The sequence below is a fragment of the Erythrobacter sp. NAP1 genome, assembly GCF_000152865.1.
In the GTDB taxonomy this organism is placed as follows: Bacteria; Pseudomonadota; Alphaproteobacteria; order Sphingomonadales; family Sphingomonadaceae; genus Erythrobacter.
Genome location: NZ_CH672390.1, coordinates 2,891,180 through 2,913,190, shown reverse-complemented (window position 1 = coordinate 2,913,190; position 22,011 = coordinate 2,891,180). Strand labels below are relative to the sequence as shown.

19 protein-coding genes are annotated in these 22,011 nt (G+C 61.8%); 11 read left to right on the top strand and 8 right to left on the bottom strand.

All coding sequences use genetic code 11. The annotated features are described in order from the left end of the window. Positions 1 to 64: 64 nt before the first annotated feature. Positions 65 to 2,374 carry a TonB-dependent receptor gene (locus NAP1_RS13985; protein ID WP_007165971.1) on the top strand — a complete coding sequence of 770 codons (2,310 nt, stop codon included), beginning with the start codon at positions 65 to 67 and terminating at the stop codon, positions 2,372 to 2,374. A 71-nt stretch (positions 2,375 to 2,445) separates the two neighbouring features. Here the strand turns inward: NAP1_RS13985 and NAP1_RS13980 are convergent, their stop codons facing one another. Together NAP1_RS13980 and NAP1_RS13975 are read right to left on the bottom strand one after the other, a co-directional pair. Next, complete coding sequence (locus NAP1_RS13980; RefSeq protein WP_007165970.1) at positions 2,446 to 2,913, bottom strand: hypothetical protein; 468 nt, start codon at positions 2,911 to 2,913, stop codon at positions 2,446 to 2,448. Beyond that, complete coding sequence (locus NAP1_RS13975) at positions 2,910 to 3,596, bottom strand: YggS family pyridoxal phosphate-dependent enzyme (protein ID WP_007165969.1); 687 nt, start codon at positions 3,594 to 3,596, stop codon at positions 2,910 to 2,912. The genes NAP1_RS13980 and NAP1_RS13975 overlap by 4 nt, the downstream gene beginning before the upstream one ends. A gap of 21 nt (positions 3,597 to 3,617) precedes the next feature. On the opposite strand from NAP1_RS13975, the gene NAP1_RS13970 reads away from it, so the two are divergent. Both NAP1_RS13970 and NAP1_RS13965 read left to right on the top strand, forming a co-directional pair. Then, on the top strand, positions 3,618 to 4,148 hold the full coding sequence (locus NAP1_RS13970) for a thiamine phosphate synthase (RefSeq protein ID WP_007165968.1): 531 nt from the start codon (positions 3,618 to 3,620) through the stop codon (positions 4,146 to 4,148). Between the two features lie 76 nt (positions 4,149 to 4,224). Further along, the gene (locus NAP1_RS13965) at positions 4,225 to 6,621 is read left to right on the top strand and encodes a DNA translocase FtsK (protein ID WP_007165967.1); all 2,397 of its coding nucleotides are present in this window, start codon (positions 4,225 to 4,227) and stop codon (positions 6,619 to 6,621) included. A gap of 3 nt (positions 6,622 to 6,624) precedes the next feature. Here the strand turns inward: NAP1_RS13965 and NAP1_RS16080 are convergent, their stop codons facing one another. From NAP1_RS16080 to NAP1_RS13945, 4 genes are read right to left on the bottom strand one after another with little or no spacing between them, the layout of a single operon-like run. Beyond that, a complete protein-coding gene (locus NAP1_RS16080; protein WP_007165966.1) occupies positions 6,625 to 7,143 on the bottom strand; it encodes a GDYXXLXY domain-containing protein in 519 nt (172 codons plus the stop codon). Then, a complete protein-coding gene (locus tag NAP1_RS13955; protein ID WP_007165965.1) occupies positions 7,140 to 8,297 on the bottom strand; it encodes a DUF2157 domain-containing protein in 1,158 nt (385 codons plus the stop codon). Before NAP1_RS13955 ends, NAP1_RS16080 begins: the two co-directional genes overlap by 4 nt. Positions 8,298 to 8,347: 50 nt before the next feature. After that, the gene (locus tag NAP1_RS13950) at positions 8,348 to 9,427 is read right to left on the bottom strand and encodes a substrate-binding domain-containing protein (protein ID WP_007165964.1); all 1,080 of its coding nucleotides are present in this window, start codon (positions 9,425 to 9,427) and stop codon (positions 8,348 to 8,350) included. Positions 9,428 to 9,479: 52 nt separating this feature from the next. Continuing rightward, positions 9,480 to 10,562 (bottom strand): substrate-binding domain-containing protein, encoded by a 1,083-nt coding sequence (locus NAP1_RS13945; protein WP_007165963.1) that lies wholly within the window; start codon positions 10,560 to 10,562, stop codon positions 9,480 to 9,482. Positions 10,563 to 10,808: 246 nt separating this feature from the next. Between NAP1_RS13945 and NAP1_RS13940 the strand changes: the two genes are divergently transcribed. After that, complete coding sequence (locus NAP1_RS13940; RefSeq protein WP_007165962.1) at positions 10,809 to 12,575, top strand: diguanylate cyclase; 1,767 nt, start codon at positions 10,809 to 10,811, stop codon at positions 12,573 to 12,575. On the opposite strand, the gene NAP1_RS13935 is transcribed toward NAP1_RS13940, so the two are convergent. Beyond that, the gene (locus tag NAP1_RS13935) at positions 12,572 to 12,973 is read right to left on the bottom strand and encodes a thioesterase family protein (RefSeq protein ID WP_007165961.1); all 402 of its coding nucleotides are present in this window, start codon (positions 12,971 to 12,973) and stop codon (positions 12,572 to 12,574) included. The genes NAP1_RS13940 and NAP1_RS13935 overlap by 4 nt on opposite strands. 111 nt (positions 12,974 to 13,084) lie before the next feature. Here NAP1_RS13935 and NAP1_RS13930 point away from each other — a divergent pair, with 111 nt between their 5' ends. After that, the gene (locus NAP1_RS13930; RefSeq protein WP_040464484.1) at positions 13,085 to 13,744 is read left to right on the top strand and encodes a hypothetical protein; all 660 of its coding nucleotides are present in this window, start codon (positions 13,085 to 13,087) and stop codon (positions 13,742 to 13,744) included. On the opposite strand, the gene NAP1_RS13925 is transcribed toward NAP1_RS13930, so the two are convergent. Further along, on the bottom strand, positions 13,707 to 15,848 hold the full coding sequence (locus NAP1_RS13925; protein ID WP_050750498.1) for a S9 family peptidase: 2,142 nt from the start codon (positions 15,846 to 15,848) through the stop codon (positions 13,707 to 13,709). The two genes, NAP1_RS13930 and NAP1_RS13925, sit on opposite strands and share 38 nt — an antisense overlap. 175 nt (positions 15,849 to 16,023) lie before the next feature. Here NAP1_RS13925 and NAP1_RS13920 point away from each other — a divergent pair, with 175 nt between their 5' ends. The 6 genes from NAP1_RS13920 (at position 16,024) to NAP1_RS13895 (ending at position 21,996) form a co-directional block, all read left to right on the top strand. After that, a complete protein-coding gene (locus NAP1_RS13920) occupies positions 16,024 to 17,838 on the top strand; it encodes an aminopeptidase P family protein (RefSeq protein WP_040465079.1) in 1,815 nt (604 codons plus the stop codon). A gap of 85 nt (positions 17,839 to 17,923) precedes the next feature. Further along, positions 17,924 to 18,313, top strand: coding sequence for a VOC family protein (locus tag NAP1_RS13915; RefSeq protein WP_007165958.1), 390 nt, complete (start codon positions 17,924 to 17,926; stop codon positions 18,311 to 18,313). Between the two features lie 4 nt (positions 18,314 to 18,317). Then, a complete protein-coding gene (locus NAP1_RS13910; protein ID WP_007165957.1) occupies positions 18,318 to 18,713 on the top strand; it encodes a cupin domain-containing protein in 396 nt (131 codons plus the stop codon). Between the two features lie 281 nt (positions 18,714 to 18,994). Beyond that, positions 18,995 to 19,669: an EF-hand domain-containing protein gene (locus NAP1_RS13905; RefSeq protein ID WP_007165956.1), complete on the top strand. Its 675-nt coding sequence runs from the start codon at positions 18,995 to 18,997 to the stop codon at positions 19,667 to 19,669. A gap of 135 nt (positions 19,670 to 19,804) precedes the next feature. Beyond that, positions 19,805 to 20,551 (top strand): response regulator, encoded by a 747-nt coding sequence (locus NAP1_RS13900; protein ID WP_040465078.1) that lies wholly within the window; start codon positions 19,805 to 19,807, stop codon positions 20,549 to 20,551. Then, positions 20,548 to 21,996, top strand: coding sequence for an ATP-binding protein (locus tag NAP1_RS13895; RefSeq protein WP_007165954.1), 1,449 nt, complete (start codon positions 20,548 to 20,550; stop codon positions 21,994 to 21,996). The genes NAP1_RS13900 and NAP1_RS13895 overlap by 4 nt, the downstream gene beginning before the upstream one ends. The last annotated feature ends 15 nt before the right edge of the window (positions 21,997 to 22,011 follow it).

The window sequence follows — 22,011 nt, the reverse complement described above, 5'->3', positions numbered from 1 at the left end:
ATAGGTTGCGTTTGCGCTACTGATTTTCTAGACGCGTTTTCCCCTACGTCAGGAGAGGAAATTGATGACTTACAAGACCCCGGCGCGGTCGCTGGCCGCGCTTCTGCTTTGCTCGTGCGCTGCTACTCCCTTTGCAGCCCTTGCCCAAACCAACGAGACCGATGAAGAGCAGACGCAGCAGCGCACCAGCTCGCTCGACTCTATCGGCAATATCGTCGTTACCGGCACCAAGACGCGTGACCCGGAAGACGTTCAGGACGTCGCTCTCGCAGTGACCGCCTTCAACGAAGATACGCTCGAAGCCTTCAAGGTCCGCGATGTCCAGGGCCTCACCTTCCAGGCTCCCAACGTATCGCTCGACCAGATCGGCACCAGCCGCGGCACCGCGAACTTCTCGATCCGTGGTCTCGGCATCAACTCGTCGATCCCGTCGATTGATCCGACCGTCGGCGTATTCGTCGATGGCGTCTATCTCGGCATCAATGGCGGCGTCGTGTTCGACATCTTCGACCTTGAAAGCGTCGAGATTCTTCGCGGTCCGCAAGGCGTCCTGTTCGGTCGCAACGTGACCGGCGGTGCGGTTCTGATCAACACGACCAGCCCGACCGAAGATTTCCGCGGCAAGTTCCGCGCAGCAGTCGACGGCCCCGTCGACGGCGGTCGCGGCGGCGAAAACTACACCGCCAGCGGCGTGCTTTCGGGCCCGATCATCGAAGACAAGCTGCTGTTCAAGGTTGCAGGCTACTACAACAACGATCGCGGCTACTTCGAGAACCAGTTCGACGGCTCGAACTTCGGCCAGGCAGAGACTTACATCGTTCGCGGCGCTCTCGAAGCGCGTCTCGGCGATCTCACGCTGACGGGTAAGGTCGACTACTTCGATTCGACCGGTGATGGCCCGGCTGCACAGAACCGCGGCATCTTCGAGCGCGACAGCTTCGACTTCGCAATCGACAATGCCGGTTCCTACTCGACCGAGATCCTCACCACCTCGCTTACCGCAGAGCTGGATATCGGACCGGGCACGCTGACCAACATCTTCGGCTACCGCGACTACAGCGCGGAAACGGACGCCGACATCGACGCGACCACCCTGTTCCTGTTCCACTCGAACACCGAAACCGAGCAGGATCAGATTTCGAACGAAATCCGCTACGCCGTGTCGACCGACAACTTTGACCTCACGGTTGGCGGTTTCTACTTCGACCAGACGCTTGCTTACACCGAAGTGCGCGACATTCCGGTCTCGACGCCGCTCTCGTTCTTCGGCGGCGGCCGTCAGGAACATGAAGTGCTCGGCGTTTTCGCGAACGGCCAGTTCTACCTCACCGACAGTTTCTCGGTCATCGGCGGTATCCGCTGGAGCCAGGAAACCAAGGATGCAGACGTCACCTATGTGCGTCCTCGCCCGGCTTGCTCGGTAGTGGATCAGACCTGCCCGACCACTGGCGTCAATCCGTTCATTCCTACCGAGAACAACGGCTTTTCCGACCGAGTTCGCTTCCGCAACGTGTCGCCGAAGCTGGGTGTCCAGTACGAATTCGCGAACAGCCAGGTCTACGGTCACTGGACCCGCGGCTTCCGTTCGGGCGGCTACAACTTCCGCATCACCAACGCGAATGCGTTCGAAGCGATCGTTGCGCAGCCTGGCTTCAACTTCTTCTTCGGGGAAGAGCAGGTCGACAACTTCGAAATCGGCGGCAAGTTCCAGACCGAGGACGGCGCCTTCACGCTTAACGTTGCAGCCTACATCACCAAGATCGAGGACATGCAGCGCGAAGTGAACCAGTCGGACCCGGTCTCGGGTGTGGCTCAGTCGATCTTCAACACCGCTGATGCAACCATCACCGGCTTCGAAGCCGAAGCGCGCATGCGTGTTTCCGACAACCTGCTGTTCACCGCGAACATCGGGATCATCGACGACGAGTATGACGAGATCCTGTTCGACATTTCGGGCGATGGCGTGATCAACGATACCGACCTCGACCTGCGCCTGCCGCGCGTTCCCGAAGTAACCTGGGGCGTCGGCCTGCTGCACGAACTGTTCCTCGGCGACAGCGAAGTCATCACCCGCGTGAACTACCAGTACCGCGATGAGTTCGCCTACACCGACGACAACCGCGGTTTCGTTCAGGACATCAGCAACCTTGAAGCCAACATCACCTGGAACACGCCGATGGATGGCCTCAGCTTCTCGATCTACGGTCGCAACCTGTTCGACGAAGTGCAGGTCGGCGGCGATACGCAGATCCCGTTCGGCGGTCCGCTTTCCAACGGCATCAACCGTCCGTTCGATCCGCTGCCCGGCGCAGGCACCTTCTCGCCGCTTCAGCGCGGACGGAACATCGGTGTCGAAGCTGTCTTCGAATTCTAATCGATCCGGTTAGATACCGAACACCGAAAGGGCGCTCCGGAAACGGGGCGCCCTTTCTTGTTTAGACGGCGTCAGTCTTCGGTGATGAGCAGCAACACGCTCAGCTGGCGGTCGAAACCGACAAACGCCCATTCATTCGGCGCCTTGGAAATAGGATTCCACAGGCCGTCATAGCGGTTTGAGACGACCGTTCGGTCCTCGGGATCGAACAGTGCGAGAAACTCTTTCGAACAGGCGCGGGCGCTCTCTTCCGGGAGCCATTGCTTGCTGGGATTGGCGATATCTTTCGACAGCGCCTCGACCAGTTGATGCTCCGCTGAGCGCGGGCCATGTGCATCGGGAGTCGCATCCAGCAATTCCCAATTGAACCCGATGCGTTTGTATCCGAACTCGCCCACGAAATTATCGGCGATAACGGCGTGCGGCGCGATATCACCCTCGCCTTCGACATGGATGAGGAGCGTGGCGGCCCCGTTGTTCAGCCGGGGAAGCCAAGTCGTGCGAAACTGCTCGACTGCCTCGTTTGGCCCTTCCGTCACCCGCGCGCCCCGAACAGCGCCGTGCCCACGCGCACATGAGTCGCGCCGAGCTGCACCGCGGTCTCGTAATCGCCGCTCATCCCCATCGATAGGCTGCCTTCGTCGCCGGTGAGCCCATTATCCTTCGCAAGCTTGGCAAGAAACGCGAAGAATGGCGCTGCTTCGGTGTCGGCGGGCGGCAGGCACATCAGGCCTGCGATTGGCACGTTCGCCGCGCGCACTTTCTCCAGAAACTCTGGCAGCTCGCTAATCGGACAACCGCCCTTCTGATCCTCGTCCCCGATATTGACCTGCACGAAGCAGGGCACGCGCTTGCCCGACTTGTCCATTGCCTTGGCAAGCGCCTTCAGCAGGCTTGAGCGATCGAGCGAATGGATCACATCGAACAGCTCGACCGCATCTTCGGCCTTGTTCGATTGCAGCTGGCCGATGAGGTGTAACTCGACGCCGGAATAGGCCTCGCGCAATTGCGGCCATTTTTCCTGCGCTTCCTGCACGCGGTTCTCGCCGAAGACCCGGTGGCCCGCCTCAAGCAATGGTTCGATCTTGTGCGCCGGATGCGTTTTGCTCACGGCGATGAGCGTCACATCCGCAGGCTCGCGGCGGGCGGGCTTGCACATGCGCGCGATGTTGCTTTCAACCTCGGCCAGACGGCTTACTGCACTTTGCGTGTCGTTTTCCATTGGCCGCGATATAAAGCCCCGATGGCGCATATAAAGCCCCTCCCCGAACTCTGGCTCATTTCCGATGCCCGCAACGACGCTGTTCTCGAGGACGCGATTGCGCGCCTGCCGAAGGGTTCAGGGTTCGTTTTCCGGCACTACCACCTTTGGCCGGACGAGCGCGCGACACGGTTTGCGGCGCTGCTTCCGATGCTTCGTGATGGAGGGCATTGGGCCATAGTTTCGGATAGCGTTTCTACCGCTGAAGAATGGGGTGCGGATGGGGTTTACGGCGCTCTGGACGCAATCCCGACATCTGACCTGCGCTGGATCGCCACAGCTCACAACGAGGGCGAGATCGTCGACGCCAATCGATACGGCGCCGATGCCGTGATGCTGTCACCAGTCTTTCCAACACGCTCGCATCCGGGCGGCGATACGCTGGGCGTGGATCGGTTTCGCCAGCTCGCGGCGCTTTCGAAAGTCCCCGTCATAGCGCTTGGCGGTATGAACACGTCCCGCGCCGAGCAGCTTGGCTGGCCCCGCTGGGCCGCGATTGACGGATTAAGCTGAGGCTCGACTGACCGCAGCATCCTTGACCCCGAGTCGCCAAGGATTCATGGTGTGTTCTCATACAAGGAGCCCCACCATGGCGACCCGCGCTGTGAACACTCGCAAAGCCCCGACTGCCGACTGGCGCATTGGTCTGCAGCGCTCGATCCGCCGGATCGGCCAGATTACCGGCGCCGGCGTGCTTTTTGCCGCGATGGTGTTCCTTGCGCTCTCGCTGGCGAGCTACACCCAGACCGATCCGAGCGCGTCCACGGCGGCGGACCCCGCTTCGGTTGCAAACTGGATGGGAGCCTGGGGCGCGTGGATAGCAGACCGGGTGCTCTTCCTGTTTGGTCTGCCAAGCCTGTTGCTGCTGCCTTTGCTTTATATCTCGGCACGCCGCCTGTGGCGCGATGTCGAGATGGACGATGTCGAGGGTGAGCGCACGCGCTGGTGGCTGCCCACGGCGATGCTGCTGCTTGCGATCATGCTGCTTGGCACCGTCCTGTCGCTGACGTTCGAGAACGCTGGCGGCACCTTGCCTGCCCAGCTTGGCGGCGTTTCGGGCTTGCTCGGTGCAGCGGGCATTGAAGCGGTCGCGGCCCGCACAGGTGAAGCCGCGTCGGGCTGGGTGACCTTGGGCGCTGCGCTTGCGAGCCTTGCTGGGGCGACGGCGCTTCTCACCCGCATCTTCGCGATCGACTGGCGCTCGCTGCTCACCCTTCCCAATTTCATTGCCGCTGGCGCAAATTCAATTCTCTCGCGCTTGCCGTTTGGTCGCCGCGAAACCGCGCTCACTTTCATCGATGGAGATGACGAGGTCGCCCCCCCCGCTGCCAAGGCGCGGCGCAAGGCGAAACCCGATGCGGAGGTCAAACCCGATCCCACGCCTCGCCGCGCGCCGGAGATCAGCGATCCTTCGGCCCCGCCCAAACGCGCCAATCCGGCAACGAAGAAGAACCAGCGCGACATGTTCGCCGATTTCGAACTGCCGAGCCTAGAGCTTCTTGAAGACCCACCAGAGGACAGCGCGCCCAAGCTCGACAAGATGGCGCTGGAGCGCAATGCGCGCCTCCTCGAAAACGTGCTCGACGATTTCAACGTGAAGGGCGAGATCACGGCTGTCCGCACGGGCCCGGTCGTGACGATGTACGAACTCGAACCCGCACCGGGTATTAAGGCGAGCCGCGTCGTAGGCCTTGCTGAAGACATCGCCCGCAACATGAGCGCGATATCGGCACGCGTTTCGCCGATCCCCGGCAAGACCGTGATGGGCATCGAGCTGCCCAACAGCGACCGCCAGATGGTGATGCTGAAAGAGCTCGCCGCCTCGGCCAGCTTCGCCGAGCACAAGGGCAACCTGCCGATCATCCTGGGCAAGGATATCGCTGGCGAACCGATCATCGCCGACCTTGCCGCCATGCCTCACCTGCTGGTCGCAGGCACCACCGGTTCGGGTAAGTCGGTTGGCCTCAACTGTATTCTGCTCTCGCTGCTCTATCACTTCACGCCTGCCGAATGCCGGTTGATCCTGATCGATCCCAAGGTGCTGGAGCTCAAGAGCTACGACGATATCCCGCACCTTCTCTCGCCCGTGGTGACCGAGCCGCACAAATCCGTGCGTGCGCTCAAATGGGCGGTCGAGGAGATGGAGAAGCGCTACCGGATGATGTCCTCCGTGAACTCGCGCAACATCAATTCGTTCAACGAGAAAGTGCGCGCCGCGATCGCAAAGGGCAAACCTTTGGGCCGCCGCGTGCAGACCGGGTTCGACCCCGATACGGGCGAGCAGCTCTACGAAGAAGAACAGCTCGATTACGAACCCCTGCCGCAGATCGTCCTGATCGTCGACGAGCTGGCCGATCTGATGGTCACGGTGGGCAAGGAAATCGAGGTCCTTATCCAGCGCCTGAGCCAGAAATCGCGCGCCGCCGGTATTCACCTCATCATGGCGACGCAGCGCCCGTCGGTCGATGTCATCACCGGTGTGATCAAGGCGAACCTTCCGACCCGCATCAGCTTCAAGGTGACAAGCCGGATCGACAGCCGCACGATCCTTGGCGAGCAGGGCGCCGAGCAGCTGCTTGGCAAGGGAGACATGCTCTACAAGCCGAACACCGGCGCGACCGTGCGCGTCCACTGTCCGTTTGTCTCGGATGAGGAAGTTGAAGCGGTCGCCGACTTCTGGCGCGCGCAAGGGGCGCCCGAATATGTCGATGCGGTCACCGAAGAGCCCGAAGATGGCGGCGGCTTTGCGTTCGAAGACGAGTTCACTGCTTCGGACAACCCGGACGAGCGCAAGTATCGCCAGGCCTGCCAGATCGTGATCGAGAACCAGAAAGCGAGCGGCAGCTGGCTCCAGCGCCAGATGGGCGTCGGCTACAACACGGCTGCCAAATGGATTGAGCGCATGGAGAGCGAGGGGCTGGTGGGCCCAGCGAACCACGTCGGACGGCGCGAAATCTTCCGCGATCAGGACGGCAATCCAATTTAAGCGTTACTCGCTGGCAGCATCCTCACGCTCGGCCTGGGTCAAAGGGCGCATGGTGATGTCGATCGGGACGAGCCGACGATTGCTGCCAAGCCTCACCCGCACCACTCCGCGCATGTCGGGATCGCGAAGCGCGCGGTCGAGCTCGCCGGCCCGCTCCTGCCCAACATAAAGCCTGCCTAGAAGCAGGCTGTTTGAACCGTAGACCCCGCCGTAATCGGCCTCCGCCGGATAGGGGCAGTCGCCAAATTCGCCTTCGATGCGCCGCACCAGCGGCGGTCCCGGCGGATCGCCTTCGAGACACAGCCGCGCCGGCGGGTCACCCATACCGAGCCGGTCGTCGAGGCCGTTCCAGTCGTAGGAGAACTGGACATAATGGCCGCGCAGAAGGTCGCGCGGATCGTAGCCTCTGATCTCTACGTCCCATTCGGTCCCCTGCCGGCTCTCATAATCGGTCCAGCCCCACAAAGCTGCGAAGCCCACCAGCGGCAAGACCAGCGCTGATAAGCGAAGCGCACGGTTCATGGCGTCTGCTCCTGCGTCTCTCGACCGGGTGCATAGACTTGCGACACGCGCACTGCGCCCCATGCGACGGCGAGGATCATGAGGCCCGAAAGGATCAGGCCAAAGCCGGAAAGGAGTAGGTCGCTTGCGAGTTCGAAGCTCAGGATAATCAGCCGCAAGGCCACCACCGCCACTGCAAGCTGAAACGCTCCGCGCGCATCGATTGCGAGAGCAGCCGCAGCGATCCCCACCCAAAGCGCCATGAACAAGCCTGCGGCAAGCAGGTCGATATCGTTGACGCCAAGTGCGAGGGCGATTGTCAGCCCCGATCCTGCCATGACCAATCCCGAGACGCGTCCCGACAGCCCCGGCTTTGCGAGCACCAGCAACAATCCGAAACCGAGCGCCGCTACAGCCCGCACCAACTGGCCAGCGCTTCCGAGCGGATCGTAATCGCTGTCGAAGCCGCCAAAGCTTGCAACGATGCAGGACAGCGTCGCGCCGCCAACCGCATAGGTGATCGCGACAAGTTCAAGCTGACGCCAGAAGTCGTGGCGGCCCGAGCGATCACGCATCCATGCAGCGAAAGGCGCGAACAGGCCGGGAAGCGTGGTTGCGATCGCGGCGAGCAACCAGCCGGGTCTTTCCTCGCGTTCGAACAGGGCGCCGCTATCGGCCGCTGCAAAGTCCCATGCGCAGTAAATACTCGCACCGATCAGCAGCGCGGCGGCAGGCCAGCTGCGTCCAAAGATCAGCAGCATCGGGCCAAACAGGATCAGCCACGTGGCAAGCGGCTTCCAGAGCGGAGAACTGGTCTGGTAGACTTGGCCCAGATGGCCGAAGAATGTGAGACCGAGCACGGCAATAACGAACAGCAGCGCTTCGCTCACCCAAGGCGAAATCCGAGCCAACTCCCCCTCGCGCAAGGCGAGCGTCGCGCTTAATCCGATGAGAAGGGCGAGGTGAACCGCAAGCCGCAACTGGCCGGGAATCTCTTCCCAGTTTGCAGCCACGACGGAGATGATGCCCAGCCCGATCGCGAGCGCGCCAAGGCCGAACACTGCCCATAGTGCAAGCGGACGCGCGTGCTCGGCCTCGTAAGCGACGAGGCGCTGCGCGGTGGCGCTGTCGATAAGCCCGGCATCGCGCCAGGCCGCGATCTTGCGATTGCTCATGCGGTCAGACTAGCGCCAGCCAAGACCAGCACAAGTCTGACCGGGATAAGTCAGCCTTCTTCGGCTGCGGCTTCAGTCTGCGAGTCAGGACCGGTCATAACCGTCTGGCCCTCGATCACCGCAGCGCTCGCAGCCTGATCGGCGTCGGTCAACGGGACAAGGCCGATATCGGCAAGCGGACCTTCGGTACCCCAGCTCTGCGCCCATTGTGCGAGATAGTTCTCAAGGCCCGGCGTCACGCCGATGTGAGCTTTCTTGACGTAGATGTAGAGCGCGCGCGATCCGGCATAGCTGCCGTCGGCAATCGTCTCAGCGCTTGCCTCTACGCCTCCAATTGGCAGGCCCTTCACGCTTTCTGCGTTCTCGTCGAGATAGGAATAGCCCAGCACGCCGATCGCGCGCGGATTGTTGGCGACCTTGCGAACGAGAAGATCGTCCTGCTCGCCCTGGTCGAGATAGGCCTCGTCGCTGCGCAGTTCATGGCAATCACGCTCGAACTGGGCTGGATCGCTTTCTTCGAGCGCTGCCATTTCGCTGTTCCGGCGACAGGCAGGGGTCATGATGACGTCGAGAAGCGCGTCGCGCGTACCCGATGTCTCGGGCGGACCGTAAACGATGATGGGCTCGCTCGGCAGGCTGCTGTCGACGTCCGACCAGTTCTCCGCGGTCTGCTCTTCGCCCAGCGGCATTGCGGCGAGCGCGTTGTAGATGATGCCCGGCGTCAGTTCGAGTTCGATGCCTTCGTCCATGGCGGATACAAAGACGATCCCGTCGCGGCCCACCTTGACCTCGATGATGTCGGACACGCCATTGGTCCGGCACCGCTCAAACTCGCTCTGGGTCATCTGACGCGAAGCGTTGACGATGTCGGCGGTCTCAGGACCCTGGCCTGCGCAGAACTCTTCGATCCCTTCGCCGGTGCCGGTGGAGACGATCACCGGTGCAGCGGCGCCTTCGTTGCCTGCGACATAGTCTTCGGCGACCTTTTGCGCGAACGGATAAACGGTTGAAGAGCCGACAATCGAGATCGGTTCGGGACCGGCTTCGACTTCGCTTCCACCACATGCGGCGAGCACGGCGAGCGAGGCACCGACAAGCAGGTTGCGGGCGGAGAGGATTGGTTGAGTCATGGTTTGCTCCAGTGTCTTGGCCTGTTCGGGGGTAGGCGAAATTGGGGGTGTGTTATTGCGTTGCCGCTGCGGTTTCCTCTGCCGGTTTTTCACCAGTCAGATCCCCGCGCGTCATGGTCAAAAGCTCGTTCACGCGCCGCTCGTTCATTGCCATTTCGGCAGGCGGCGACGCCACAAGGCCAATCGCCGCAAGAGGTCCGTCAACTTTCCAGTTCTTCACCCATTCCTGAAGGAACAGGTCGAGGCCTGGAATGGCGCGCATATGCGCTTTCTTGACGTACACGTAAAGGGGGCGGGCGCCGGGATATGCGAAGTTCGAGATGTTTTCATAGGTTGGATCGACGCCGTTCATCGGCAGGCCGGTCACCTTGTCGGTGTTCTCGTCAAGGTACGAAAATCCGAAGATCCCCACGGCACGCGGATTGCTCTCGATCTTCTGCACGATCAGGTTGTCCTGCTCGCCCTGGTCTACATATGCGCCGTCCGAACGCACCTCGGTGCAAAGCTGAAGATGGAGATCCTTGTCCTCTTCCTTGAGCGCTTTCATCTCGGGATTGGTGTCGCAGCCCACTTCAAGCACCAGCTCCTTCAACGCATCGCGGGTGCCGGAGGTGCTCGGCGGGCCATAGACTAGGATCGGATCGTCAGGCAGCGACGGGTCGACATCGGACCACAGCTGCGTGGTCTGCTCGCCGCCATAGGGGCGCGCTGCGAGCGCTTCGTAGACGATCTTGGGGGACAGGTTCAGTTCGATCCCGCCATTCTTCGAGGCAAAGGCAATCCCGTCGAGACCGACCTGCAGCTCGATAATGTCCTGGACATTGTTCGCCTGACAGCGATCGAATTCCGAAGACTTCATGCGCCGCGAGGCGTTCACCATGTCGGGCGTATCCGCGCCAAGGCCCGAGCAAAACAGCTGGATGCCGTTGCCCGATCCGGTGGACTCGATCAGCGGCGACTTGAGCTCAGGGTTCGAGCGCGCGAAGTTCTCGGCCACCTGCTTGGCGAACGGGTAAACGGTCGACGATCCCACGGCGCGAATGGAATCGCGCGCTCCGCCACCGCCGGCGTCGCAAGCCGATAGAGTGATCGCGGCAATTCCCAATAGTCCAACGGCGAGGTTGCGTTTCGTCATCTGATCCCTTTCTACGATTGCGCATCGCGCTATTGCGGTACTGTGACAACGCTATGACGCATCGATAAGTGGCAGCAGCACTCAAGACTGCCGGGCCTCATACACGAGGCGGCACGCAAAGTTGAGCGCGCCAACCAGGACAAATGATTACACTTGCCCAAGGGACTGTTTTAGCTCGAAATTTCACGCTCCAACGAGTGAACTGGCTTAACAGGGTCGTAACCAGCACCGTGTTAGCGCGCATTCATGGACCGACCGGCGTTCAGGCTTGTTGCCGCATTTGCTGCGGCCTTGCTGGCATTCTTGCTGGTCCCTGCAGACGCGCGTGCAAATTCGGTGCACGATGATCCTGTAGTAGAACCAGCCTGCCATTCCACTAGCAGTGCCGATGTCGAATTGATCGACATGGTGGCTCTTTCATCATGGAACTGTGCAGACAAGGGATGGCGGGCTGACCAACCGGCTGCTTGGATTCGGTTCGATGCACGCAGCTGGGCGGACAAGGAAAAGCCGCGATACTTCTTCACGCGCAATGCCCGCTTTGAGACAATCACTTTCGGTGTCCTCGATGAAGACGGCACACTACGGACTTTGCGCTACAGCGAGGACATGGCTGAGCCATTCGCCGGCGGCCCTGTCTTCAGGCTCGAGCTTCCCGAGGTCATGGACGATACCAGCGCGGTCATCGTCAAGATCGACAAACCGCACTCAGTCCCGCTCCTGACCGAAGCGCGCCTCAGCTTTCACCCGGAAGACGCCTCGTGGACCCAGTTCGACATGATGCTGCTTGCGCTTGTCGTCGGGATGCTGGTCTTGCCGCTCTTTTTCGACGTCAGCTTCTTTATTGTCCTGAAAGAAAGGTTCGTCGTCACCCATGCAGTGATGGTGGCCTCGATGATCGTTTACGTCCTGTTTGCAGGCGGCCTGATCACCGTATTTGCCGATGTGCCTTTGCGGGTTATGGCGGTTGCTGGGCCGCTGTGCTGGGCAATCGGCTGTGGGCTCTCAGCGATGTTCCTGGTCGATTTTCTCGAGAAGGATGCGCAGTCCAGCTTCATGCGCAGACTGACCGTCGCGACGGGGGTATGGACGGTTTTTGTGCCAGGCTTCTTCGCGCTGCAATTGCACGCGACGCAGCCGGTCGACGATCTTCTTTACTTCTACACGTTCATTCCGGCGATGGTCATCATCACGGCAGCGATCGCCGAAGCGCTCTGGCGAGGCAGCAAGTCGGCGCGCTTTCTGGCTTTTGCATGGTCCCCGATCATCCTGTCATCACTCGAGCGTATGATGCGCGGCCTTGGAGTGTACGCCGGACCATCGCAGCTCGATCAGACGCTTTATCTGGCGGTCGGGCTGGAAGTGATCGTGATAAGCCTCGCCATTGCATCGCGCTTCCTTGCCATCCGCCGCGAACGCGATGCGGCAGTCACCGAGGCCGAATTGCTCGAACAGCTGTCGACGCATGATCCGCTCACAGGCCTTATGAACCGCCGAGCGGTGGAAGAACGTTTTGCCGATCTTCAGGCGCAGGGTTTCGACACATTTGCGCTTATCGATCTCGACCATTTCAAGGCGATCAATGATCGCTTCGGACACCAGGTTGGCGACAAGGCGCTGGTTGCCTGCGGACACGCCCTGCGCGGCAATGACGAACGCGATTCCATTGCAGTTCGGCTTGGCGGCGAGGAGTTCGTGGTTCTCCTGCGCGGCAAAGGCGCGCTCGAACGCGCCGAGGCTCTTCGCCAGTCGATCACTGTGCGAATAGCCCGCGATGTCGAAGGGCTCGAGCGGCCCGTTACCGCCAGCATGGGTGTGATCGAACTGCCGCGCGCATCGGATCAGCTGATGGGCTTCGACGAGCTTTACAGCCGTGCCGACCAGCTTCTCTACAATGCCAAGGCGGCAGGGCGGAACCGCACCTGTTTCGAGCGGCTTACCGTCTTCAATAAGCCGCCAGCAACGCGCGATAAGCCGCGGTCGAAGGCAAAGCCCGACAAAGCCGCTGCCTAGTCTTCGCTGGCGAAAGGCGCGAGCACTTCGGGTCTGATCCGCGCCAAACGGCCGCTCTCTCGATCAAGCATTGCCCAAGTGGTCTTGGCAGAGACGAGCGGCTTTCCAGCCTCGTTTGTGAACTCGACAACGCGCATCGATTTTGCTCCGCGAGCATCACCCGGGATGTAGGTCGTGCCGGTTGCGCTTTGACCTGCAGCGATGTTGCCCCGGTAGTCGATCTCGTGCCGGATCACGACCCAGAAGAATTGCTCCCGGTGCTCAGGCTCGGCCACCGCATCCCAGTGCGAGGTGGCCATGTCCTGAATCCACTGGACCCACACCGTGTTGTTGACGTGGCCGAGCTCGTCGATGTGCTCTGGTTGCGCGGTGAAGGTCTTGGTGAAGCGGTTCGTCATTCTGGCCCGGTGGGTAGTGCGCGCTGTCGCAAAGCGCAAGAATGCCAAGGCTTTGTTAGCTTAGACGAGGTATCAAGTTTCTGATTGGGCGGGACAAAGGCGAGGGAAGCGATGTTAGGCGAACCAAAAGGCAGGAAAGACCGCGGCTTTCGCCCCAAGGTCGAGTTCGGCGACAAGAAGCCCGGCGCCAAGAGCTTCATCATGAGCCCCGAGGGCGTGTTCGTTCACCGCGACGGCAAACTCGAAACGCTCGCTGATCCTGTCGACTTTTTCTGGGACCAGATCGAGCGCGACCCGCGCCAGTGGAACTCGGCGATCAAGGGCTATGACTGGCTCATCGCGCATGCCGAAGAGGCGACAAGGGAAGACGTGCGTCGCACGCTTGGCTGGCTGGAGGCCGCAATTTCACTGCGCGACCGAACAGCTGCGGTTGCGGCGTGCCGCTATCTTGCGGCCATGCCCTCGCCGCTGCTGGCTGGCGATTACGGGCGGCTAATGGCGATCTTCAACAGCCGCAAGGTCGGCATGGTGTGGCAACTCACGCCCGACCTCGACAAGCGCCCCTTGCCGAGCGGCCCGATCCCGGTTTTCGGCAAGGAAGCGGGCCTTGGCCTCATGCGTGCAGTGCCCGAACTCTACATCAAGCTGGCGATGTTCGGGCCAGAGATGGAAGAGATCGTGACCCTGCTGGTCGAGGAAGCGATCCGCTACGACGTCTCGCTTCCCCCTGACCTCATGGCTCTTGTGTCATCCCCATCTGCCAAAGGATAAAGGCGAACTCCTCTGCGGTTTCGCGCAGGGAATTCCAACGGCCCGATTGCCCGCCATGGCCTGCGCCCATATTGGTCTTCATCAGCAACACATTGTCGTCGGTCTTGGTATCGCGCAGTTTCGCGACCCACTTGGCGGGCTCCCAATAGGTTACACGAGGGTCGTTGAGGCCTGCGGTCACCAGCATCGGCGGATAGTCCTGCGCCTTCACCTGATCGTATGGCGAGTAGGAAAGGATGTAGGCAAAGCTCTCCTTGCTCTCGATCGGATTGCCCCATTCCTGCCATTCGCCCGGCGTCAGCGGCAGGCTTTCATTGAGCATCGTGTTGAGTACGTCGACAAAGGGCACATGCGCGACGATCGCGCCGTATTGCGCCGGGTCCTGGTTCACGATCGCGCCCATCAGTTCTCCGCCAGCCGATCCGCCTGAGGCGGTGACCATGCCTTCGGCGGTGTAGCCCATCTTGATGAGCCCGCGCCCTGCATCGACGAAGTCGTTGAAGGTGTTGGTGCGCTCGAACATCTTGCCTTGCAGATACCAGCGCCGGCCAAGGTCATCGCCGCCGCGAATATGCGCGATGGCATAGGCGAAGCCGCGATCAACAAGGCTTAAGCGCGTGGTTGAAAAGCCCGGCGGGATGGCATAGCCATAGGCGCCATAGGCATAGAGATGCAGCGGTCCCGGCCCCTCGATCCCGGCCTCAGCGAGGATCTGCGCGCGATCCTTGCGCATCACGATGCTGACCGGGACCATTGTCCCATCGCGCGCCTGAATCTCAACCCGCTCGGTTACATATTGCGTCGGATCGTAGCCGCTCGGAATCTCCTGCGTCTTGAGCGTCGTCAGCGTCTTCGTCGCCACGTCATAATCCAGCACCGTGTCAGGCGTGATCATGCTCTCATAAGAAAGCCGCAGCACCGTCTGGTCGTATTCCGGATTGTTCGAAAGCCCTGCATCATAGCTCGCTTCGGGAAAGGCGATGGGGTCCGCCTTCGTCGGGTTCTCGTAAGAGCGGATCTGTACCTGATCGAGGCCGTTGAGGCGCCCCTCGGTAACAAAGAAGCCCTGGAACAGGTCGAAATCGGTGAGGTAGAAATCGTCCGATCCCGCGAGCACGGTATCCCAGTCGCCGGGCGTGTCGAGGTCGGCCTTTGCAAGGCGGAAATTGATGTGGTCGTCATTGGTCCACACCCACAGCTCGCCCTCGCGAATGTCGACGCCGTATTCGACGCCCTTCTCGCGCGGTTTGATGAGCGTGAGTTCGCCCATGGGATCGGCTGCGGAGACGAAGCGCACCTCGCTCGTCTCGTTGTCGCCGGTCGAGATGATGAGATAGTCTTCCTGCGCCGATAGTCCGGCTCCGACGCTGAAGCTCTGGTCCTCTTCGGTGAAGAGGGTCACATCGGTATCGTTGGGCTGCCCGATCGTGTGCAGCTTCACCTCGAGCGTGCGCCACTCCTTGGTCGCGGGCGTGTAGGCTAGCGCCGTGTCGTTCGCGACCCAGGTAAGCCCGCCGCGCAGCCCTTCGAGCACGTCATCGAGCAATTCGCCGGTCTCAAGATCCTTGATCCGCGCGGTGTAGCGCTCCGAGCCATTCGTGTCGGTGGCGTAGACGATGTAGCGCCCGCTCTTGCTGACCGAGAGCGCGCCGAGACGGAAATACTCGTGACCTTCGGCAAGCGCATTCTGGTCGAGAATCAGCTGCGGCTCGGCACTCTCGGGCGCGCCGACAGGCTTGCGGTAATGCTTGCGATACTGCGCGCCCTCTTCGAATTCGGACCAGTAGAGATAGTCGCCGCGACGTTGCGGTACGGTGGAATCGTCTTCCTTGATCCGCGCGCGCATCTCGGTGAACAGGCTCTCGGTCAGCGCCTCGTGCGGCTTCATCGCCGCTTCGAACCATGCGTTTTCCGCCTTCACATAATCGAGCACGTCCTCGTCATCGATCTCGGGATAGGACTTGTCGTAGAGCCAGTCATACGGGTCGGAAATCGTGATCCCGTGATAGGTGTATGTGTGTTCGCGCTTTTCGGCGACGGGCGGAGAAGTGGGCACGTTGGCGTTATCCTCATGGGTGTCGGCGGAAACGCTCGCGCCTGTCATGAGCAGGGCAGCGCTCGCCATGGCGAGTAAGGTGGTTCGGGATGTCGGCACGGTAACCGGTTCCTTCAAGTGAGGGGCTCGGGTGGAAAGCCGCAGGCAAGCGGCCTATGTGAGGTGTTCTAGAGATTCACTCATGCGCGGCAAGACCGCGCGCGAAAAGCAGGATATCGACACAATGCTGATGCAGACCCACGAAGCCCGCCTCAAGGCCCTACGCGAAGAATTGAAGCGCCGGGGGCTCGACGGCTTCGTGGTGCCGATCTCGGACGAACATATGAGCGAATATGTCGGCGACTACGCTCAGCGTCTTGGCTGGCTGACCGGATTTGGTGGTTCTGCGGGCTTTGCTGCTGTCACGCTTACCCATGCCGCGATCTTCGTCGATGGCCGCTACACCGTGCAGGTGCGCGATCAGGTCGATGAGAACCTGTTCGAATATCGCAGCATTCCGGGCGACAGCCTGGGCGAATGGCTCAAGGATGTGAGCGAGGCGGGCGCGAAGATCGCGTACGATCCCTGGCTCCACACGTGGAGCTGGGTCGAAGCGCTTGAGAAAACCGTCGAGCCCGCAGGCATCACCATGATCCCTGCCGAAAGCAACCCGATCGACGCGGTGTGGCAGGACCAGCCTTCCCCGTCCGACGCGCAAGCCATCGTTCATACTGAGGAACTCGCCGGGCGTTCATCGGCGGACAAGCGCGCGGAAGTGGCCGACTGGCTGTGCGACGAAGGGCTCGACGCGGTGGTAGTCCCGGCGCTCGATTCCATTGCATGGCTGCTCAACATTCGCGGCAGCGACGTGTCGCACACGCCGGTCGCGCTTTCCTATGTCATTGCGCACAAGGACGGGACGGCAGAGCTGTTCATTGCGCCTGAGAAAGTAACTCCCGAACTGACCCAGCATCTCGGTAATGCCGTGACGGTGCGAGCACGCGACGAATTTGTCGGAGCGCTCGGTTCGATGGAAGGCAAGAAGGTCAGCGTCGATCCCGATTTCGGCGTGGTCGGCATCGCGCAGGCGCTCAGGGCAGGGGGCGCGAAGTTCACCTTCAAGCAGGACCCGACGATCCTTGCCAAGGCGATCAAGAATTCAGCAGAAGTGCAGGGCCACCGCGACGCACAGGCGCGCGACGGGGCAGCGGTGAGCCGTTTCCTTCGCTGGCTCGAGGTAACTGCGCCCGCTGGCGAGATCGACGAATTGGCCGCGGCCGCCAAGCTCGAAGGCTTCCGCCGCGCACATGGCGACCTACGCGACACCTCGTTCGACACCATCTCAGCTGCATCGGGCCATGCCGCTCTGCCGCACTACAAGGTCGATGAAGACAGCAACATCCTGATCCCGCCGGGTTCGATCTATCTCGTCGATTCCGGCGGCCAGTACCCCGCAGGCACCACCGACATCACCCGTACCGTGTGGATCGACACACCCGAAGGCAGCGAACCGACGAGCGAAATGCGCGACCGCTTCACGCGCGTTCTGAAAGGCCACATCCAGATCGACCGCGCCATCTTCCCACAAGGCACAAATGGCGGCCAGATCGACGCGCTCGCCCGCCAGTATCTCTGGGAAGCGGGCGTCGACTACGCCCACGGCACCGGCCACGGCGTCGGCAGCTTCCTCGGCGTGCACGAAGGCCCGCAACGCATTGCCAAGCCGGGCGGCGGGCAGGCTGGCACCTCTCAGGAACTGCACGCCGGCATGATCCTCTCAAACGAGCCGGGCTACTACAAGGCAGGCGAATTCGGCATTCGGATCGAGAATCTCGTGCTCACCATCGAACAGGATATCGACGGTGCCGAGGGTCGTTTCCTGGGTTTCGAACCGCTCACCTTCGTACCCATCGATCGCCGCCTGATCGAAAAGAGCCTGCTCACCGACAGCGAGATCGCATGGCTCGACGCCTACCACGCCCGCGTACGCGAAATCGTTGCGCCGCAGCTTGATGGCGACGACCTTGCCTGGCTTGAGCGAGAAACCGCTCCACTCTGAACCAGATTGCGCGAAGGCTTTTGTTCTACTAATGTTCCCACATTCGCGAGTCGCACTTTGCGGCTGCGCCTGAGGGAGAACATTCATGATCGGCTACGTAACACTGGGCACCAACGACCTGCCGCGCGCGGCGGAATTCTACGACGCGATCGCCGAACATTTCGGCGTCGGGCGGATGATGGATTTCGACACCTTCATCGCCTGGGGCGCGATGGGCGGCGCGCCCGGCATTGCCGCGACCCAGCCCTTCGACGAGCAGCCCGCGACGGTCGGTAACGGCACGATGGTCGCACTCCAGGTCGACAGCCCCGAAAAGGTGAAGGCGGTCTACGACACCGCAATCGCCAAGGGCGGCAAGGACGAAGGCGCGCCGGGTCCGCGCGGCGATGATGGCTTTTACGCAGGCTATTTCCGCGACCTTGACGGAAACAAGCTCAACGTCTTCTGCATGACCGCTCCGCCCAGCGAGGGGTGATGTCATGAGCGCGCGCAAACTGAGCGAGGCGTTCATTCATTTGGGGCTCGGTGCAACGGCGGTCCCCCAACCGCCTTTCACCGGGCTCGAATGGTACGAGCAATATGGCGAGCGTCACGGCAGCGACGGGCCCGAAGGTCGGCTTGTCTCGATGCACACCTTCACCGAAAGCTGGCCGAGCTGGGAAATGCATCCCAAGGGCACCGAGGTGGTGATCTGCACCGAAGGCGCCATGATGCTGACGCAGGAACATCCCGATGGGCGCCGAGAGAAAGTCGCGCTTACAGCGGGCGAATACGCGATCAATCCCCCCGGCGTGTGGCACATCGCGGATGTTGAAGAGAGCGCCACCGCGATCTTCATCACGTCTGGCGAAGGGACCGAGCACCGCCCGCGCTAGGCCGAAACCGCCTTTTCCTTGCACCTGAGTGAACGCAGGCGCGAACCCGATACAAACCGCGACAATGTCGCAAGTGATCGGGATAATCCTGCGACATTGCTTCGCTAGAACAGCATTTGTGAGTTGCGGCGAGAGCGTTCTTTGCGAAACGCTTCACCGCCCCAAACGAAGCATAAAGAGGCCGGGACTTTTCTAGCCCCTCCCCTGATGCCTGGCCCCCGCAAGGTCGCCTCGTCGCAACTCTACCAATGTGACGAAAAGATAAGGAAAAGGACTTTGCCATGCGCAAACTGACACTCACTCTTTCAGCAGCGGCCCTCGCCATCGGTGGCGCCGGTATCGCGCTTGCACAGCACGGTGACCGCGGAATGCAGGCTGCCGATGCCAATGGCGACGGAGAAATCACGCTCGCCGAAGCAAAGGCTCACGCCAACGAGCGCTTCGCCAAGATGGATATCGATGGCGATGGCCAGATCTCGCCCGAGGATCGCGCCGCCCGCGCGGCCGAACGCTTTGCCGAGGCAGATGCGAACGGCGATGGCGAGATAACTCCTGCCGAAATGACCGCGGCCCGCGAAGCCCGCGCCGCTGAGCGGCAGGCGCGCATGTTCGCCCGGCTCGACACAGACGGCTCCGGCGGCATCTCGCGCGAGGAAATGATGGCGGCCCGCGAGGCCCGCGGTGAAGCGCGCGAAGGGCGACGCGGTCCGCGCGGTGAAATGCGCCGCGGCGGTCGTCGCGGCGGCGGCGGCATGGCAATGCTGCGCCGTGCGGACACCAATGGCGATAACGCAGTATCGGCTGCCGAGTTGGATGCCGCCATTGAAGCGCGTTTTGCCCGCATCGACGCTGACGGCTCCGGCACCATCACGCAGGCAGAGCGCGAGGCAGCACGCGAAGCCCGCCAGGCTCAGCGTCAGGAACGACGACAGATGCGCCAGAATCGCGCCAACTGAGAGACACGAGCGAGGTCAGCGCATTGAGTTTCCCCCTGACCCGGCGCGCCCTGTAGCGTCTAACCCGGCCCGGCTTGCCGTCCTCAAATGCAGGACTTGCGCGCCGGGTCGGCACCTTTCATGAAAGTGGCCTTGATGAACGAAGCCTCCGCCACCTCTATTCTTCTCGTCGACGATGAAGCGACCCTTCGCGAACCGCTCGCCGAGTATCTTGCTGGCCAAGGTTTTTGCGTGACCGAGGCGCAAAGCGGCGCGGCAGCACGATCGGCGCTCACAGAGGTGAGCCCTGACATCGTTTTGCTCGACATCATGATGCCGGGCGAAGACGGCCTCTCGCTTTGCCGCCATCTCGTCGAAACGCGCGGGCTCCCAGTGATCTTCCTCACGGCCCGCGGCGAAGCGACCGACCGGATCGTCGGACTCGAATTGGGCGCAGACGATTACATCGTAAAACCCTTTGAGCCGCGCGAACTCGTAGCTCGCATTCGCTCCGTCCTTCGCCGGGTGGGGAGAGGCGCAGCGAGCGCGCCCGAGGCGGAGGACTGGCACTATCATTTCGAAGGCTGGGTGCTCGATCCGCTCAAACGCAAACTGACCGATGCAGAAGGCGTGACCGTACCGATCTCGACCGCCGAGTTCCGCTTGCTGCGCGCCTTTCTCGACAATCCACGCCAAGTCATGGACCGCGACCTGCTGCTTGATCTTGTGCAGGGCCGCACGGCACACCTGTTCGACCGCGCGGTCGACAACCAGGTGAGCCGCCTTCGCCGCAAGATCGAAGTCGACACAAGCGACCCACAGCTTATTCTGACAGTGCGCGGCGGGGGATATCGCTTTGCCGCTACCGTCAAACGCCAACCTCCCGGTCCCGGCGAGGCGTGAGGCGCCTTTTGCCATCGAGCCTGTTCGCGCAGGTGATGCTCAGCGTGGCGCTGGCCCTGCTGACAGCCCAAGTCGTCTCCGTAGTGCTGCTCTATCGCGCAGGTGAGGAACGGCGTGAAACCGCCGCGATTACCTCTGCCGCCTTCCGCCTCGTTAATGGCGCCGAGCGCGAGGCACGCCGCGAAGCTCGCCGCGCGATACAGGAGGAATTCGGAGACTTTCAGAGCGAGCGCGCCCCTCGCCGCCTGCGACCCTCGGTCGGTGGTGATGGGGGCATTGGCGTCCTGCCCCGACCCCTGCGGTTCTCGATCTCCCCCGAGCCACCCGTCACCGTGCCAAGCGAAGAAGGCGCGCGCGAGCAACGTTTGCGCGCACTGCTCGCGAACGAAGGCATCGAGCCGCACGCGGTCGCTATCGGTATCGTGAAGGCTGGAGATGACCCGCAGATCGTACGATTCGTGCGAAGTCGCCCGCGCTTTTCGCAAACCGAAGGCTGGCGCGAGCGGCGTGTGATGACGGTCGCGATGCAGCGAGTGGCTGGCGGCGAATGGCAAGCTGCGCGCGTGATAGAACCGCCGCGCCCGCCCAATGCATTGCGCGGCCTCGCATTTCAGACGCTGGTGACTTTCACCTTCCTGCTTGTCGTCCTCTTCCTTGTCTTGCGCCGCATCACCCGTCCACTTGCGCTGCTGACCGACAGGGTCAGCACATTTTCCAAAAAGCCCGATGAGCCGGTCAGACTTGAAGAGACTGGCCCTTCCGACACGCGTCGCCTGATCGCCGCGCACAACCAGATGGAGGCGCGCATAGCGGCGCTGCTCGATGAAAAGGACGTGATGCTCGGCGCGATCGGGCACGACCTCAAGACCCCGCTTGCGGCCTTGAGAGTCCGGATCGAGAACGTTCCAGATGATGCCCAGCGCGAGAAGATGGCAGCAAGCATCGAGGATATCACCGCGACGCTGGACGACATCTTGAGCCTCGCGCGCATGGGCCGCTCGGGCGCGCTCGAAGTCGAGGCCGTAGACCTTGGCATGCTGGCGATAGGGGTCGCCGAAGAGTTCGAGGATCTGGGCGAGCCGGTCACAATGCTCAACCCGCCGCGCGTGGTCGCGCGCGTGCAAGTCACATGGATCAAGCGCGCGCTGCGCAACCTTGTCTCGAACGCTCTTCGCTATGGCGGCGATGCAGAGCTTTCGGTCGAGATCGAAGGGACTATGGCGGTTCTTGCGGTCGAGGATCGCGGTCCCGGGATCGAGGAAGCGCGGATCGCTGAGATGATGGAGCCGTTTACGAGAGGTGAGACATCGAGGAACCGCGCAACAGGAGGCGCGGGGCTTGGCCTCACTCTGGCGCGCGCAATCGCGCAACAGCATGGCGGCGAACTTATCCTTGCCAATCGTAACTCTGGCGGCCTTCGCGCCGAACTGCGATTGCCGCTTTAGGAAATCTCGGGAGAC